16 protein-coding genes and 1 pseudogene are annotated in these 15,972 nt (G+C 69.4%); 6 read left to right on the top strand and 11 right to left on the bottom strand.

All coding sequences use genetic code 11. The annotated features are described in order from the left end of the window. The first annotated feature begins 3 nt into the window (after window positions 1-3). Window positions 4-1,638: an MFS transporter gene (locus FCI23_RS09365; protein WP_246143581.1), complete on the top strand. Its 1,635-nt coding sequence runs from the start codon at window positions 4-6 to the stop codon at window positions 1,636-1,638. Here the strand turns inward: FCI23_RS09365 and FCI23_RS09360 are convergent. Next, window positions 1,616-2,380 carry an SAM-dependent methyltransferase gene (locus FCI23_RS09360; RefSeq protein WP_136722994.1) on the bottom strand — a complete coding sequence of 255 codons (765 nt, stop codon included), beginning with the start codon at window positions 2,378-2,380 and terminating at the stop codon, window positions 1,616-1,618. The two genes, FCI23_RS09365 and FCI23_RS09360, sit on opposite strands and share 23 nt — an antisense overlap. 143 nt (window positions 2,381-2,523) lie before the next feature. After that, on the bottom strand, window positions 2,524-3,138 hold the full coding sequence (locus FCI23_RS63645; protein WP_136722993.1) for an Ig-like domain-containing protein: 615 nt from the start codon (window positions 3,136-3,138) through the stop codon (window positions 2,524-2,526). A 414-nt stretch (window positions 3,139-3,552) separates the two neighbouring features. Here FCI23_RS63645 and FCI23_RS09350 point away from each other — a divergent pair, with 414 nt between their 5' ends. Next, window positions 3,553-4,251, top strand: a complete 699-nt coding sequence (locus FCI23_RS09350; protein WP_169316734.1) for a biosynthetic peptidoglycan transglycosylase — start codon at window positions 3,553-3,555, stop codon at window positions 4,249-4,251. 145 nt (window positions 4,252-4,396) lie between these two features. Here the strand turns inward: FCI23_RS09350 and FCI23_RS09345 are convergent, their stop codons facing one another. The 3 genes from FCI23_RS09345 to FCI23_RS09340 form a co-directional block, all read right to left on the bottom strand. After that, a complete protein-coding gene (locus FCI23_RS09345; RefSeq protein ID WP_136722991.1) occupies window positions 4,397-4,897 on the bottom strand; it encodes a guanylate kinase in 501 nt (166 codons plus the stop codon). Window positions 4,898-4,984: 87 nt separating this feature from the next. Further along, window positions 4,985-5,128, bottom strand: a complete 144-nt coding sequence (locus tag FCI23_RS56260; protein ID WP_169316719.1) for a hypothetical protein — start codon at window positions 5,126-5,128, stop codon at window positions 4,985-4,987. 63 nt (window positions 5,129-5,191) lie between these two features. Next, window positions 5,192-5,842: a class I SAM-dependent methyltransferase gene (locus FCI23_RS09340; RefSeq protein ID WP_136723046.1), complete on the bottom strand. Its 651-nt coding sequence runs from the start codon at window positions 5,840-5,842 to the stop codon at window positions 5,192-5,194. A 205-nt stretch (window positions 5,843-6,047) separates the two neighbouring features. On the opposite strand from FCI23_RS09340, the gene FCI23_RS09335 reads away from it, so the two are divergent. Continuing rightward, window positions 6,048-7,589 (top strand): UvrD-helicase domain-containing protein, encoded by a 1,542-nt coding sequence (locus FCI23_RS09335; protein ID WP_136722990.1) that lies wholly within the window; start codon window positions 6,048-6,050, stop codon window positions 7,587-7,589. 432 nt (window positions 7,590-8,021) lie between these two features. Here FCI23_RS09335 and FCI23_RS09330 read toward each other — a convergent pair whose 3' ends face one another. The 3 genes from FCI23_RS09330 to FCI23_RS09320 form a co-directional block, all read right to left on the bottom strand. Then, entirely contained in the window at window positions 8,022-8,282 is a 261-nt protein-coding gene (locus FCI23_RS09330) for a hypothetical protein (protein ID WP_136722989.1), read from the bottom strand. A 297-nt stretch (window positions 8,283-8,579) separates the two neighbouring features. After that, the gene (locus FCI23_RS09325) at window positions 8,580-8,933 is read right to left on the bottom strand and encodes a hypothetical protein (protein ID WP_136722988.1); all 354 of its coding nucleotides are present in this window, start codon (window positions 8,931-8,933) and stop codon (window positions 8,580-8,582) included. Window positions 8,934-9,283: 350 nt separating this feature from the next. Further along, entirely contained in the window at window positions 9,284-10,822 is a 1,539-nt protein-coding gene (locus FCI23_RS09320) for an alpha/beta hydrolase (RefSeq protein ID WP_136722987.1), read from the bottom strand. A gap of 112 nt (window positions 10,823-10,934) precedes the next feature. On the opposite strand from FCI23_RS09320, the gene FCI23_RS09315 reads away from it, so the two are divergent. After that, a complete protein-coding gene (locus FCI23_RS09315; protein WP_136723045.1) occupies window positions 10,935-11,858 on the top strand; it encodes a helix-turn-helix domain-containing protein in 924 nt (307 codons plus the stop codon). Between the two features lie 469 nt (window positions 11,859-12,327). Beyond that, window positions 12,328-12,735: a hypothetical protein gene (locus FCI23_RS09305; RefSeq protein WP_211265256.1), complete on the top strand. Its 408-nt coding sequence runs from the start codon at window positions 12,328-12,330 to the stop codon at window positions 12,733-12,735. 123 nt (window positions 12,736-12,858) lie between these two features. Here the strand turns inward: FCI23_RS09305 and FCI23_RS09300 are convergent, their stop codons facing one another. Beyond that, window positions 12,859-13,863: a hypothetical protein gene (locus FCI23_RS09300; protein WP_136722986.1), complete on the bottom strand. Its 1,005-nt coding sequence runs from the start codon at window positions 13,861-13,863 to the stop codon at window positions 12,859-12,861. Window positions 13,864-13,968: 105 nt separating this feature from the next. Continuing rightward, a complete protein-coding gene (locus tag FCI23_RS09295; protein ID WP_169316732.1) occupies window positions 13,969-14,424 on the bottom strand; it encodes a peptidase inhibitor family I36 protein in 456 nt (151 codons plus the stop codon). 157 nt (window positions 14,425-14,581) lie between these two features. Here FCI23_RS09295 and FCI23_RS09290 point away from each other — a divergent pair, with 157 nt between their 5' ends. Then, window positions 14,582-15,619 carry an ArsR/SmtB family transcription factor gene (locus tag FCI23_RS09290; protein WP_136722984.1) on the top strand — a complete coding sequence of 346 codons (1,038 nt, stop codon included), beginning with the start codon at window positions 14,582-14,584 and terminating at the stop codon, window positions 15,617-15,619. Here FCI23_RS09290 and FCI23_RS63640 read toward each other — a convergent pair. Beyond that, window positions 15,519-15,779: pseudogene (locus FCI23_RS63640) on the bottom strand (hypothetical protein); the annotation flags it as partial. The gene FCI23_RS09290 and the pseudogene FCI23_RS63640 sit on opposite strands and share 101 nt — an antisense overlap. Window positions 15,780-15,972: the final 193 nt, after the last annotated feature.

Below are 15,972 nucleotides of genomic sequence, written 5' to 3'. Positions count from 1 at the left end.
CCCGTGCCCACTGAGACAAGCCCCTCCAAGGGCCACCCCGAAGGCCATGTCCACGACCTCGCCGGCAAACTGCCCGTGGGCACGCTGATCGCAGGCTGCCTCGCCGTCTGCCTCGCCCAGATAGCCCTCGCCATCCCCGCCACCCTCAACGGCCTCTTCCAGCAGGACCTCCACCCGATCGGTTCCCAGCTCACCTGGATCTCGGACGCCTTCCTGCTGCCCGTGACCGTGCTGGAGCTGACCTTCGGCGTGCTGGGTGACCTCTTCGGACGCAAGCGCCTGCTCGTCGGCGGATCGGCCCTCATCGTCCTCGGCGAGGCCGTCGCCGCCGCCAGCAGCGGCGTGCACCAGCTTTGGATCGGCCAGGTCATAGCCGGCCTCGGCGCCGCCGCGCTGTTCCCGACCTCCCTCGCCGTCATCGCCGCCGGTACCCACACCGCCCGCGACCGTGCCCGTACGATCACGATCTGGGCCGCCGCCCTCTCCAGCGGCGGCTTCATCGCCCCGGTCCTCGGCGGCGTCACCGGCAACTACGGCTCATGGCGCTGGTCGTTCATCGTCGTGGCCGCACTCGGCGCCGTAAGCGCATCGGTCAGCCGGCTGCTGGCGCGCGACTCCAGCGCCCCCGAGGGCCGTTCCCTCGACCTCGGCGGCCAGATCACCATCGGCGTCGGTATGTTCGCCCTGCTCTACGCGGTCATCCAGGGCCCCGCCGACGGCTGGTCCGCCCCTGCCGTCGTCACCGCGTTCGTCGTCGCGGCCGTCTTCATCGCCCTGTTCGTCGTTGCCGAGACCCGTGCCCGCTCACCCCTGCTGCGGCTCGACCTCTTCGCCAACCGCGCCTTCGCCGTCGCCTCGATCGTCGCCGTGGTCGGCATGTTCAGCTTCCTCGGCACCGCCTACGCCACCAGCATCCGGCTCGGGCCGATCCAGCATCAGAGCCCGCTGCGCTCCTCCGTCGCCTTCATCATGCTCAACGGCTTCAACCTGCTCCTCATGCCGCTGATCTCGCGGCTCCTGGAACGCGTCAGCTCCCGCTGGATCCTCACCGCCGGCCTGGCCCTGATCGCCGCGGGTGACCTGCTCGCCGCCCGTCTGCCCGTCAGCGACCTCACTCTCACCGCCCTCATCCTCCCCCTGGGCCTCGTCGGCATCGGCTTCGCGCTCACCGTCTCCTCCATCACCGCCACGGCCGTCAACACCGTTCCCGTCCGCTACGCCGGCATGGCCAGCGCCTCCACCAGCCTCCTGCGCGACTTCGGCTTCACCCTCGGCCCCGCCGTCATCGGCGCCATCGCCCTCAGCAACGCCGCCTCCCACTTCACCACCAGCCTCGCCTCCTCCTCCCTCAGCCCTGCGGCCAAGGCGGCGGCCACCGCGGTGGTCAAGGAAGGCGGCCCCCTCGCCGTCAACTCCGTACCGGCCGCCTCCCCGCCGGGCGCCGCCCACTCCATCGCCCTGGACGCCCTCGGCAACGGCTACTCCCTCGGCTACGTCATCTGCGGTATCGCCGCCCTCGCCTCCTGCCTCCTGACCCTCGCCGCTCTGCGGGGCCGCGGTCCCGACACGGTCGCGAGCGAGAACGCACCGGCGCAGGCACGAGGACGGAGCTTTGTCAGCCGACGGGGGCCAGCGTGAGATACGCCAGCCCGAGAACCCCGCGATAGCCGCTCAGCCAGGTGGCCCGGTGCCTGTCCACGCGCTCGCGGGTCTCGGCGGCCACAGGCTGGTCGCCATTGACCGATAGCCATTCCTCCAGGTCGGACTGGTACCCGGACTCGAATTCCTCCCACTCGTCGTTGTTCGCCGTCTCGATCCAAACCGGCCGGAATCCGGCGTCGATGGAAATATCCACGAGTCCGGCAAGATCGTGGTATTCGCCGGCGGAAGCGTCCGGCCACATGGCCGCGAGTTCGGCGACGTTGGGAGTGCGCTGCCAGAAGCCCTCGCCGAGAAGGACCCGTCCACCGGGAGTGACCAGGCTGCGGAGCGCCCGGAGCGCGGCGGCGGTGTGGTGGGGTGGCGCGGCATCGCTGAGGGCATGGCTGGCGCCGAGGCACAGGACGAGGTCGGCAGGCCCACGGGTGGTCCCCGAGGCAGACTCCTCGACGAACTCAGCGCGGTCGGCGAGCCCGCGTGCCTCGGCGTTGCCACGGCCCCGGGCCAGGTCGTCAACATTTACGTCTATGCCCAGGCCGGTGGCCCCGGGCGCGGCGTCGAGGACGCGGAGCATCAACTCGCCCCAGCCGCAGCCGATGTCGATGACAGTGGCCGGACTCGTCCGGGTGAGCCGCTGGGTAAGACGCGCGGCCCGCGCCTCGGAGAGGGGCCCGTGGAAGGTGAGGGCGGTGAGCCGCGGCGGGAGATCGATGTCAGACATACGGCGGAACGCTACGTCCCGCACCTACGCGGAGCGACTGGTTTGTTTGTCCGGGCGATGTCGTGCAAGCGTGCGTCCGCATGAATGACCGAGGAAATGCGGCGTTGTCACAGGCAGTCCGGCTGCGCGAGCAAGGAGAGACCTCACAGGCCCGCGAGCAGCTCTTGACCCTGGCGGACCGCTACCCGGAAGACCCGGAGATCGCCCATCACACCGCATGGGTACACGATGTGCTGGGGCTGGAGGTGGCGGCTGTCCCGCTCTACGAACGGGCCCTGAGCGGCTCCAGCCTCTCGGAAGAGGACCGCTGCGGGGCTTTCCTGGGCCTGGGTGTCCGCGGCGCGCAGCGGGATCACCTTCCCCAGGACGGCCTTGGTTCCGACGAAACGGAACTTGCCGACCGAGGGGGCGAAGTCCGTCAGCGGCAGGATCTTCTCCCCGTTCGGACCGCCCACGTTCGGACCGCGGCCGGTCAGGCCGTAGTACTCGTTGGACGAGCCCGGGCCGCTGAAACCCGCGGCGGGTGTGTAGCTGAACGAGCCGTCCTGGTTCAGCTCCAGCGAGCCGTGCGCGGGCGCCGTGTGCGAGACCAGCGTGACGGGGCGCCCGCCGTCGTTACGAAGGACCCCCTGGCCGGAGACGGTCAGCTTCTGGCCGGCCTTCGTGTGGAAGGCGTCGCTGCGCGCGTCCAGCCGGTCGCCGCCGGTGCGGCCGGGCATCCCGGCGTTTGCCGTCCCGCCGCCCAGCAGGGACAGCACGAGTGCCGTGGCCGCCGCGGTGGCGGTGCCCAGAGGGTTCGATTCTCCTCGGTCTGCGCGTCCCGCGACGCGTGCTGGGCGCGAGTCCGATCAGCACGAATGGACGGATGTCGAGTTCGGCACAAAGGGACGCTGAACACCCGGGGCACAACGGGCGACCGGCCGTACCATGCACGCTTTTGCGGGTCCCGCGTCGAATAACGAAAGCCGCCGGAACTCTGACGAACCGGTCTACGTCCTACATGTCGTGATGATGAAACGTGCGCAGCAGAGCCCGCACCGGCCAAGGGTCGGTATACGTTGACGCCCTCTGCGCCGCCCCAGCCCCATGGGGCGCCCGCCGCGGCGTCCATAACCGCGACATCCGGTCGCGCCGCGCACCGACGGCCGGCCCGGCACCGTTGGCTGCGGCGGGTGGCGAAGACCCTGTTGGCAGTCGGAGTCGTGACACTGGCCGCAGGTGTCGCCCTGGCGGCACTGACACCAGGCGTGGGCGACGCCGAGCAACGAGCGGCCGCTATCGACAGCACCCATCATGTCGCCGGCCCCACCACCGCCGTGCCCACGCGATTCGCCACCGCACTCATCGCCACCGAGGACTCCCGTTTCTACTCCAATCCCGGCATCGATGTCCTCAGCCTGGGGCGTAGCGCGGTGGCGGCGCTCACAGGCAGCGTCGACCAGGGCGGGGCGACACTTGAGCAGCAGCTGGCCAAACAGCTCTACTACGGCGGCCTGGACGGCGGCGTCACGGCCAAGGCCGGACAGGTGACGCTGGCGGTCAAGCTCGACACCGGCTACAGCAAACAGCAGGTTCTGCAGATGTACGCCGCAGTGGTGTACTTCGGGAACGGCTACTACGGCCTGGACGCGGCCAGCCACGGCTACTTCGGGGTGTCGCCGAGCCACTTGACCTGGGGCCAGGCGGCACTGCTGGCCGGGCTCGTACAAGCTCCGTCGGCCTACGACCCGGTCAACCACCGATCGCTCGCGACCTCGCGTCAAAGGCATGTGCTGGACCGGTTGGTTGCCACCGGCCAACTCAGTTCGGCCGAGGCCGCCACTGCTGCCGCAGCACCACTGCACCTCGTCGCCGGTAACACCGGGTCCTAGATTCCGGGCGGGGCCTGGCTCTGTTCCTTCAGCGTAGGATTTGATTCCACCTTTAGTTCAAGCATTCTCCTGGCCCCTTCCGTCCTGATGATCTCGCTTCGGACGACAGTTTCCAGATCACGGAAGAACAGATCCCTGTCGTCATTCAGGAGGACATAGTCGTACATCCAGGCCCACTGAGTTGATCAGTGCGGATACGCAACCGCTGGGCGGCCTCGCCCTGCTGGCCGCGGAGGACCAGCCGGTGCCGCAGCTCATCCTCGGAGGTGGTGGTCACAAAGATCCCGATCACCCGGCGCTTGGACGCGGTCCGCACCCGGACGAAACCGCTGGGGTCGAGTTCGGTGAGCAGCGGATCGGTGTCGGTGACCTCCAGCAGGGAGCTCGGGGAGCCGTAGTAGCTCGCCGCATACGTACGCGTGTACTCGAAAATCGTGCCTTCACTGTGAAGCCTGAAGAATTCGTCTTCCGGTACGAAGTGGTAATCGACCCCCGGAATTTCATGTTCGCGTGGCAGCCGTGTCGTGTATGTCGGAATGCGCCGCAGGAGGGATCGTTCGGTGAGAAATCGCAATGCCGTACCTTTTCCGGCCCCACTGGGGCCGGAAACTACGAACATGAGCGGTCGCGCATCCAGATGCGTCATCGCTGATTGCTCCCTCGCTTTCCGCCGAACGATCCCCAAGCCTGGCAGGTGCCCAAAGGATGGCACAGGGTTCCGCGCGACGCGCGACTACGGCGTGATGGTGACAGTGCCGTGGTCCGAGAGGTTGGTGGGATTCACCTGGCTGACCGTGGTGGCCGGGGTCGTGCTGCCGGGCATCACGATGTTGCTCAGCGCGACCCCGCTGATGGGGGCGCCGGGCAGCCGGCACATAGACGGCCTAGAGCTTGTCAGGGCCACCTCATGGACCGTTGCCGGAGACGCCGACCGTGGCACTCAGTGCGGACGGCTCAGTGGGCCAAGGCGCCGTACTTTGAGGGTGTTGTCCGTGCGGGTGGTCTGCTGACCGTCGGGGCCGGTCTGGCTCCGCTGGTGCTCTTCGCTGAGCAGCACCTCCCACTGCTCATCCGGGAGGTCAAGGGATTCGAGGACCTCTTCCGGCGTGGGAAAGTGCACATCGGGATGGGGGCTGTGCTCCCAGGAGGGGTAGCCCGCGTGCCCCTCGACCAGGAGCACCCCGCCGGGCGCGACGGCCGAGGCAGCGGTCCGCAGGATCTTCTCCCGGGGCATATCACCGGGGGAGTACAGGAACTGGGCGGAGACGAGATCGAAACTGCCGACCGGGAAGGACGCTCCGAGGTCGTGCCGTTGAAAGTCGATGCGGTCGGCGACTTCTGCCGCCGCCGCGTGCTGGGCCGCACGGTCGAGGGCGATCTGGGAGATGTCGGTGGCGGTGACACGCCACCCTTGCCGTGCGAGCCAGATCGCGTCGGCCCCCTCGCCGCATCCCAGATCCAGGGCCCTGCCCGGCTCCAGGCCGGTCACTTCACGGACCAGGACGATGTTGGGGTTCCCGCTCCAGATCCGGTCGCTCTCGCTGTAACGGCTGTCCCAGAGCTGCTCGTTCGAGGTGTTGTCATCAGTCATCAGCATGTCCCCCTTCGTAGCTTCCTGTCCCGTTTGCGTACTCGCGCGAAGCACCTCCGCCCACGGGAGATACTCCCCCGGCACCTCATCGCCTGCCAAACTTCCTTGCCGAGACGGCAAAAACAGGGGGCACCCGGACGGATATTATTCCTCTGCGTGACTTTCCGATTACAGACACCGCCACCAGCCCGCCGAGGAGCTCGCCATGCCCGTACCAACACCTGAGCAGGAGGCGGCCGTCGAGGCCTTCCAGGCAGGGGGCCATCTGGTCCTGCAGGCCGGTGCTGGAACCGGAAAGACGACCACGCTCTCCTTGCTTGCGGCGGCGACGCCACGGCGGGGCCGGTACATCGCGTTCAACAAGTCGATCGCCACCGACGCATCAGGGAAGTTCCCGGGCAATGTGGCGTGCCGAACGGCGCACTCACTCGCCTACGGTGCGGTCGGGCGCCTCTACTCTGCGCGCATGAACGCGCCTCGCATCGCCGGCTGGAAAACGGGCATGGCCCTGGGCGTCAACATGACCGTCCGGATCGGCGGGCGCAATGTGAGCAACAAGGCTCTCTCCTATACCGTGCTGCGGACCGTGACCCGCTTCTGCCAGTCGGCGGACCGGACGATCAGCCATCACCACGTACCGCGGTTGCGCGGCATCGAGGCCGAGGAAACGCACGCTCAGCTCGTGGACATCGTGCTGCCGTACGCACAAAAGGCGTGGGCAGACCTCCAGCACCCCGAAGAGGGCGTCGTACGGTTCGACCACGACCACTACCTCAAGATCTGGGCGCTGAGCGAACCGAGAATCGCGGCTGACTTCCTGCTCCTGGACGAGGCCCAGGACACCAACCCGGTGGTCGAGCAGGTCTTCAACGCCCAACGGGACCACGCCCAACTGGTGATGGTCGGGGACTCCGCCCAGGCGATCTACGGATGGCGCGGTGCCCGCGATGTCATGACCGGCTTCGACGGCACCCAGCTCAGCCTCTCGCGGTCCTTCCGCTTCGGCCCCGCCCTCGCCGCCGAGGCCAACCGCTGGCTCTCCATCGTCGACGCGCCGATCCGGCTGGACGGCACCCCCACGATCGACACCCAGGTCGGGATCGGGACGGTGCCGGCCCCGCAAGCCATCCTGTGCCGGTCCAACGTCGGCGCGATGGTCGAGGTGATGAGGCTGCTGGAAGCGGGGCGCCGGGTATCGCTCGTCGGAGGCGGAAGCGCGCTGAGCGCCCTGGCCGGGGCTGCCCAGGACCTCAAGTCGGGCAAGCGCACGACCCACCCGGAGCTGATCCTGTTCGATTCATGGGGCGAGCTCCAGGAATACGCCGAATACGACCCGGCCGGCCGTGATCTGCTCCCCCTCGTCGAGCTCATCGACGAGCACGGCGCCGACATCATCCTTGACGCCGTGGCCCGGCTCTCCGACGAGCAACGGGCCGACGTGGCCGTCTCCACAGCGCACAAGGCCAAGGGCCGCGAGTGGGACTCGGTACGTATCGCCGACGACTTCACCGGGCCGGAGGACAAGGACGAAGAGGACGAGAACGGTGACCCGATCGCCGGTGACATCGATGACGCCGAGGCCCGCCTCGCCTACGTCGCGGTCACCCGTGCCCGCCACCACATCGACATCGGCGGCCTCTCCTGGATCAACCATCACCCAGCCGGCGACCCTGACCGGGCACTCCCCCGGCAGCGCGCCGCCCAACCGACCGGCTGGGACACCCTGGGGGCGGCCCCCGTCAAGTGATCGCGGCGGGATCCGGGGACGCCACAGGGAAGGCGAGTAGTCCTCACAGCTGACGCTCAAGCCCCTGGACTATCGTGCGGGCCTGCCCGAGCGGCAGCCGTCAACACGGCTACCCCGTAGGCCATTTGACGTGACATCACATTTTTTGGTCGACAACCGGAGACCGGCTCACGTTCGAAGGCCCGCGAATCCCCCCACCGAGAGGCCAGAACCGATGAACCGAAGCTCCATCACAAGATTCGGCACCGCGCTGCCCGCCGCCGCGACACTGGCCGCCCTGGCCCTCGGAGCCGCCCCCGGCGCCTCCGCCGATCCAAGCGACGGTCACACCTCCGGCGACCGTTCCCCCTCGGACAGCTCGTGCGGCACCTCCGCAACCTCCAGCGGCCGCTATTCCCAGGGCAAAGGCACCGTCTCCCGGAGCAATGCGGCCTACAGCACCACCACTCCCGACGCCAACACCGTCCTGATCAGCGGCGGCACCTTCAACCTGGACACCGCCTCGGTCACCAAGAGCGGCGACACCTCGGACGACGTAAACAGCGGCCTGTACGGCCAGAACGCGGCGATACTGACCGAATACGGCGCCAAAACCAACCTGACCGCCACCGATATCACCACCGACGGCCGGGGCGCCAACGGACTCGTATCCACCAACGACGGCACGGCCGTCACCATGACCGGCTGCGGCATCACCACTTCCGGAGCGCTGTCCCACGCCGCCTACGTGGCCAACGGTGCCGCCCTCTCAGTGCACGACGTCACGCTGTCCACCTCCGGGGAGCAGTCAGCCGCCGCTGCGACGGGCTGGGCCGACGGCACCCTGACCATGACCGGCGGCTCCGCCACCGCCACCGGCCCCGGCTCTGCCGGCCTCTACTCCACTGCCAAGGTCACCGCGAGCGATGCCGTCATCACCTCCGGCGCCGACTACGGTGCCGTCGTCGACGGCGACAACTCCCTCACCCTCAACAACGACACCACCTCGGGTCACTCCGGCGGCGTCCAGGCGTGGAGCAGCGGCGGCAAGGTTCCCGGCACCGCCAGGATCACGGTGAACGGCGGCTCCCTCGACGCGACGGACAGCGACGATTTCTCCGTCGAAGGCGCCAACGCGGACATCACCGTCCAAGGCGGCGCCACCCTCACCGCGAGCGGCTGTCTGCTCAACGCGGCCGACGGCAGCACCGCCGCCCTCACCGCCTCCGGCGAGACCCTCAGCGGCGACGTCCGCACGGACAGCACCAGCACCGCCGCGGTGACCCTGGCCGACAGCTCCAGCCTGTCCGGCACCCTCGGCGAGTCCTCCCTGACCCTGGACGAGACCAGCAACTGGAACGTCACCGGGAACTCGGTGCTGACCTCGTTTTCTCCGACACCGCGGGCATACCCGGCACCACCATCGCGAACATCACCGGAAACGGCTACACGGTCACCTACGACTCGTCCCTGCCGGCCAACACCGCGCTCGACGGCAGGACATACGACCTCCAGGGCGGCGGCACCCTCGAACCCGCGTCCTGACCCCGGCACCCGCCCCGGCCGGGATCCGCACGCGCCCCGGCCGGGTCCGGCATCCGATCTCCCAGGTCAGAATGGACCGGCCGCACCGAACCCAGCACTCCGGCGGCCACCCGTGCCCCTCTCCTACGGTGGCTCGGAGCAGTACCGTGGCCGGCTCGTCGGGGGATGCCTCAGCTCCGCAGGTGCCCCAGCACGGATCGCACCGCGCGGTCCACGGCGTGGCGCGCCTGGTCGGTGTGGTCGACCGTCTCGAACCCGTGGTGGCCGAGCGGTATGTCGATCACCTCGATATCGGCTTCGCAGTCCTTGGCGGCGGTCAGGAATTCCTCGACCGTCGCCGCGATCGCCGCGCTCTCCAGCCCCACCCGGGTCAACACGATCGGCAATCGCCCCGCGGCACGTACCGCAGCCGCAGGGCGGAATCGGGAATCGGCGAGCCGCCAGTTCGGCAGCGGCGCGAGGATGGGATAGGTCGCCGCCACACACCGCAACCATGGCGGAGGCGCCGTGAGCCACTCTGCCGACAACAGCCCGCCACTGGAGAAGTACCACAGCGCGACGCGTTCCCCGTCGACGCGCGGATCAGCTCGTACGAACTCGACCGCTTCGGCGACATCCTCGGCGGCACGCCCGTAGTCGGCGAGATCGTGGAGCCGGTGATCCAGCGTCACACCGACCGCCCCCAGACTCGCCACGTACTGGCCGTAGCCGACAAAGGTCCGCCAGTCCCGCGGCGTCGGTCGCATGTCGGGGGGAATCGGGCCGCCATGGACGAACACCACCGCCGGCCGGGGGTGTTCGGCGTCAGGCAGGTCATCAGGCAGATAGAGATCGACCCGTCCCACCCGCTCGCGACGCCGCTCTGGTATATCCATGAGGAAAGGCCGAAGATGTGCGGGCTGCTCGCTCACCGCCCCGGTCACTCGGTGCCCTTCTCCTGCGGCGGCTCGGAGCAGTACCCCGGCCAGCTCGTCGGGGCAGGAGAGCATCGGCCAGTGCCCGGTGTCGAGTTCGAAGAAGCTCACCCGGCGGTCGGTGAGCGCCTTGAGGCGGGGGTCCCCCAATCCCGCCTGAGCCTCGACCATGGCGATGCTCGACCCGTTGGCGGTGCACAGGACGCCGGTCGTCGGCAGCTCGCAGACCGCACCCGACAGCCGGAGCGGCCGGGTGAGCGTGCCCAGCGGCTGCGGCGTGGCGCTTCGGGCCAGCTGTGCCAGCGCGTCTGCGGGGATGCCGGCGATGCTGCCCCAGCGCTGCCACTCGTCGAGCGGCGGCGGGGGGAACCGCCAGTCGTCCTCGGCCGGCTCAGCCTGCTCGGCCTCCTCGGCCCGGTGCGGCCGCCGGTCGCGGACCGCCTGGTCGGGCATCAGTTTGAGGGCCGAGTCGCCGTCCTGTGGCAGGCCTGTGTCCAGGGAGACAATCCGGGCGATCCGCTCCGGGCGCCGGTCGGCGGCGCCGAGCACCGGGTAGATGCCGTAGCAGTGACCGACCATCACCACGTCCGGCGCGTCCACCTGGTCGATCTGCCGCACCAGATCCTGGATATGCGTCTCCAGGTCCGTGTCAGGGCCAGCCAGATGGAGGCGGTCACCCATGCCGGTGAGCGTCACCGGATACACCTCGGCCCCCGATTCCCGCAGCCGAGTGGCTGCCTCCCGCCATATCCAGCCGCCGGTGTAGGTGCCCGACACCAAGATGAATGCCGTCATGAACGTCTCCCCGCATGCCTTGGTCCGCGGGGCCGTCCGCACCGGCCGTCCGCGCTCGCCGGTACTGTAGGAACTCCCCCTGAGGGAGGTTCAAGCCGTGCCCCCTGAAAGCATGTGGACCATCGGAGAGCTCGCCGAGCACGCGGGCGTCACCGTCAAGACCGTCCGCTTCTACTCGGACCGCGGTCTGCTGCCCGAAACCGCCCGCAGCGTCGGCGGCCACCGCCGGTACGGTCCCGAGGCGCTCGAACGGCTCCGTATGATCCGCTCCCTGCGCACCCTCGACCTGCCGGTCCCGGCAGTAGGCCGGATCCTCGACCAGGAGGACGCGCTGGAGGACGTCATCGCGGGGCAGCTGCGGGAGATCGGCTCGCGGCTGGCCGCCCTGCGCTGGCGGGAGGCCGCCCTCCAGCTGCTCCAGGACTGCGCCCCCGAGGAACGAGCCGAGCGGCTGCGTCTGATCGGTGCCGTGTCCGCCCCGCCCAGCACAGCCGCGCTGGCGCGCTTCTGGCGGCGCTGGCTGCCCCCGCGGCTCCCGGCCCGGCTGGTCTCCGCGATCGTCGAACAGGCGGTTCCGCAGCTCCCCGAAGGACCGACCCCGGCCCAGGTGCTGGCCTTCGCCCGGCTGCATGCCCTCGTCTCCGCCCCCTGCCCCGGCACCGGTCACGGCCAGCCCGCGGCACACCGGCCCAACGGGGGCCGCCCGGCCGTGCTCTACGACGGTCTCCGCGAGGCGTACGCACTGGCATCGCCGGAACTGCGGGCACAGCGGCCACCGCGTGAGGGCGAGGCACTCGACTGCTTCGTCTCCGCCTATGCCGGCTCACGCGGCACGCGCGACACTCCCGCCTTCCGCCACCAGCTCAGCGGTGTGCTCGCTGCGGATCCCCGTATCGACCGCTACTGGCAACTCACCGCCGAACTGTCCGGCCCGTCGGAACCGACCGCCGGTGCCGCCCACGACTGGCTCCTCGCCGCCCTGGACACCCAGAGCGCGGCCGGCCGCCTGAACACGACGCCGAAGGACTGCAGGTAGTAGGGGCGTTCATCGAGCGCATCGTGACGTTCCTCGACTCCCTGATGAACGCGCCCGGCTCCGTCCACTCAATGGGGCGCATCCGGTAGACCGGCCCGCCATCCGCCGGCCGCGCCGCGGTCGTGCAGGCGATCCGGATCCGGCGGCCGCGAAGGTGGGTGATTGCGGCAACGTCGTCGAACCGCGGGTCGCCACCGCGCCCGGCTGTCCCTCTTGAAAAGCATGGGCAGCACACGCGACAACGCCGAAACCGGCTTCATCCGCAGCTTCGACGGAGCCGTGGACCGCTTCCACTCGACCGTGATCGCACCCCTGGAACCGCGCCCCACCCGCGGCCGCGGCCGATCGGAGTCACCGATCCGCGCGCGCACGGCGGCGACCGGGCCGACTGGAGGGGCTGACCGCCTCGGAGCAAGCCAGGCTTCCCGGGATCGAACGCTGGCACCGGGAGCTGTCCGGCTACGCAGCCGTGCAGAGCACCCGGCCGCAGACCCTGGCCTACGGCCTGGCCGACTCCCCGTCCGGCCAGCTGGCGTGGAACCTCGACTGGTTCGCGGCGCACGGCGACAAGCCGGACGTGCTCGACCGCGACGCCGTCCTGACGAATGTGTCGATCTACTGGTTCACCAACACCGCCGGGTCGGCCGGCCGGCTCTACAAGGAAGCCGCGTCGGCGTGGGCCGCGCCGCCGGAGAACTCCGGGGTGCCCACCGGCGTGGCGGTGTTCGCAGGCGACGGGGCGATCCGCCGGCTGGCCGAGCCGGTTCATTCGATCGTGCACTGGTCGGAGTTCGACACGGGAGGGCACTTCGCGGCGATGGAGGTGCCGGAACTGCTGGTCGGCGACGTGCGGGCGTTCTTCCGCACGCTCCGCTGACGCCCATGACGCAGCCGGGGCACCGGCCGGCCGGACTGCCTGCGGCGGTCGCCGTGGTGGAGTCGGCACGGCCGATTACTCGCCGGTCACGCCCAGGACCTTCATCGGGACGCCGCGGCGGGCTCATCCCTGACCCTGTCCCCCAGCATCGCTGGACTGGACTGCCGTCACGTGCTCGTGCTTGGCGGTTGTCGCCGCGGTCAGCCATTCGTTGGCCAACTGGTTCATGGCGAGCTGTTGTTGGGCGGTCAGTGCGGTCGCGGCCAGGCGCTTGCGGATCGTGATGACGTGGGTGGGGATGCGGAGGCGCAGGGCGCATTCGCCGTCGGCTGTCGCGACGGCGATCTCCCGCCGTCGTAGGGCGGCCGTGGCGCCCTGTTTGCGGTAGGCGGCTTTGAGTTGGTCCTGCGCGTCGGCCGGGAGGGCGTAGTGGTAGCCGGCGGCGGTCATGCAGGTGCTCCATTTTCGCATCAGAGCCGAGAAGCCGGGGTCGTGCTGGACGCGGGTGTCAAGGGTAGCGCTGAGGTTCTGCGGAACGGATCTCAGTTGGGCGTAGGTCACCATGCTGCCGTAGAGCCTTTTGCGGGCGGCGGGTTCGCAGCCTCTGATCGAGAGGGTCAGGGTGGTGCCGGGCATCCGGATGTCGCGCAGGTCGGAGGTGGTGCCGCGCAAGGCGCGCATGAATGCTGTCGCCTGCTTTTCGGGGAGTCGCCGGATGTATTGGTCGTTCGTCTTTTTCGCCGCTTTCGTGGCCGCGCTCGACGTTGATTCATGGGACGCGCTGGAGGCGTATTGGGCGTACAACCCGTATCCCTGGACGCCTCGTTGGGAGAGGTCCACACCGAGGTCCGGCGGCGCCGAGGTGTCGACCACGTAGGGAAATCGTAGGGCCTGCATGCAGGAATGGATGAGTTCGGACTCAGCGAGGGAAAGGGCCTTCTCATTACTGGTGTAGGAACCTGATCTGGTCAGCAGGTCGAGTGCGGCCGGGGTGATGCCGGAGGCGGAGGTGGATTGGGACGCGGCACGGCTCGAGCAGCCGGCCAGGGCGAGCACGCCGGTGACGGCGCAGGCGAGGAGGGCGCGGCTTGCGGAGGTACGTGGCCGTGGGCGGAAGGCAAGGGACATGGGCTGGTACTCCGTCGAACGGGACGCCCCTGGGGCCGGGGCCGCCGGAGCGGCCGCCCCCGGTCCCAGGGGGTCATCACGGGCCGGTGAGGAACCCGGATGCGGTCAGGGCGCTTGCCAGGAGTTGGCCGAGACCAGGTTGTTGAAGGTGGAGTTGAAGTCCCCGCCCGTTCCGCGGTAGACGATGCCCACGGATCCCGAGTAGCCCGCGTCGGTCCACACCAGGGCGTTGTCGTTCACACCGTCGTTGTAGTCGGACGAGGCACAGTCGTTCCACGTCCCGCTGGGGCAGGAACTGTGCGAGAAAGCAGTCCAGTTGGAATTCGTACCGGACAGCTTCCCAGGCCCGTCGGAGTAGCCCGTACCGTTCCAGAAGCAGAAATACGTTGCCGAGCAACCGGACGGCACGGCGGCCGGCTTGACGACCGCGGCGGACAGATACGACGAGGCGGATGCGGAACTGTTCTTGTTCGCGGGTACGGGTGAGCTGGCGGAGGCTGTGCCGGCCAGCGAACCGAGCAGCAGGAAGGCTCCTGCCAGCGCGGTCAGTGATCTCTTCACGATGATGTCCCCCTTGGGATCAGTGAATTGGCGGAAAAGCGCCCCAACCAATGCAAGGCAAGGGCGGTTGACCGCATGACACGTTGCCATGGGAGCTCGGGCCCGGCCATGATGTGTCAGCAGACCTTCAATGCCGAGGTCCCACGGGGGGAATGGCATGCTCCGAATTCATTTCACTGATGCGGACCTGGCCCGGATCAGGTTGGCGGCGGAGCCGGATCCGCTCTGGGAGACCGCCCTGAGCTTGCACCGCTTCCAGATCCGGCGCGGCCAGTGGGCCTACACCGACTGGCACCGCGAAACCGGTGAACGGCTGCGGGAGCAAGGGCTCTGGCAGGTTGTGCGGACCGTGCTGCTGCCGCTGTTCCCCAGGGCCGCGTACTTCCCGGACTTCCTCAACCCGGCCGCCGCCGCGGAGGGGCTCGAAGCGGGGCTCGAAGCCATCGTGGCCACCCCAGGGCACCGGGTGATGCACGAAGTGGGCATTCTGGACAGGGTCGTCGGGGCACCGGCCTGGGCGGCGGGGCTGGGCGACATGGATCGCCGCAGGGAGCTGGCCGGGATGATCCGGTCCTACTACCACGCCGCGGTCGCGCCGTACGGCGAGCAGGTGGCCGCCCATCTCGACGCCGAACGGTCCTACCGGGGAAGGTCGTTGATCAGCGGCGGCGCGGAGCACATGCTCGCCGGGTTCAGCCCGCTGATGCGCTGGGACCCGCCCGTCCTGCACGTGACGTACCCGGTCGAACGCGACCTCCGTCTCGACGGGCGCGGCCTGCTGCTGATCCCCTCGTACTTCTGCTGGCGGACCCCGGTCGCGCTCGCCGATCCGGAGCTACCGCCGGTCCTGGTGTATCCCCTGCGCCACAAGCGGCCGAGCGCCGGGGACGGCGTGTACGGCACAGAACCGCTGGGCGCGCTGCTCGGCCACACGTGTGCCGCCATCCTGAGCGCCACGGCGGCCGGCGCCACGACCGGTGAACTTGCCCGTGCCGCGGGGGTGTCCGCGTCCTGCGCCAGCCACCACACCGGGGTGTTGCGCAAGGCGGGCCTGATCAGCAGCAACCGCCACGCCACGTGCATGCTGCACACCCTCACCCCTCTCGGCGCCTCGGTCCTGCGCGGGCCGTCCGAAGGCGGGTCGGTGCCGCAGGGGAGCCGACAGGCGCCTCGCCCGCCTTCGGCGAGCCGCTAGCCGCACGCCGCCGACGGCACGACAGCGGCATCCGCAGGACGTCGCACTCGCCGTCCGTGATCACCAGGATCGGTGCCGCCGACGGGAAGTCCTCGGCCCGTTGGAGGAGGTCGATGCCGGGCTGCAGCGCAGTCCCGCCGCGCCCCCGGACCCTTACCCGCTAACAGGCGCGGTCAAGGCCGCAGCGGTGACCGCACTCGGCGGCCGGCGGCCCTTCGTCAGCGACGAATTCGACCTCGCCGCTCAGGCCGGCGCGCCCGAACTCACCGAAGAATACGCGGCGCTGAACTACGGAACCCGTCGGGCCTTCGAACTGGGCGCCCCGGAATCCGTCGAGGGCGAGGACTCCCCGC

The sequence above is a fragment of the Actinacidiphila oryziradicis genome (assembly GCF_005047355.1).
Classification (GTDB): Bacteria; Actinomycetota; Actinomycetes; order Streptomycetales; family Streptomycetaceae; genus Actinacidiphila; species Actinacidiphila oryziradicis.
The sequence above is the reverse complement of the archived record's forward strand: the minus strand, read 5'-3'. Positions and strand labels throughout refer to the sequence as shown.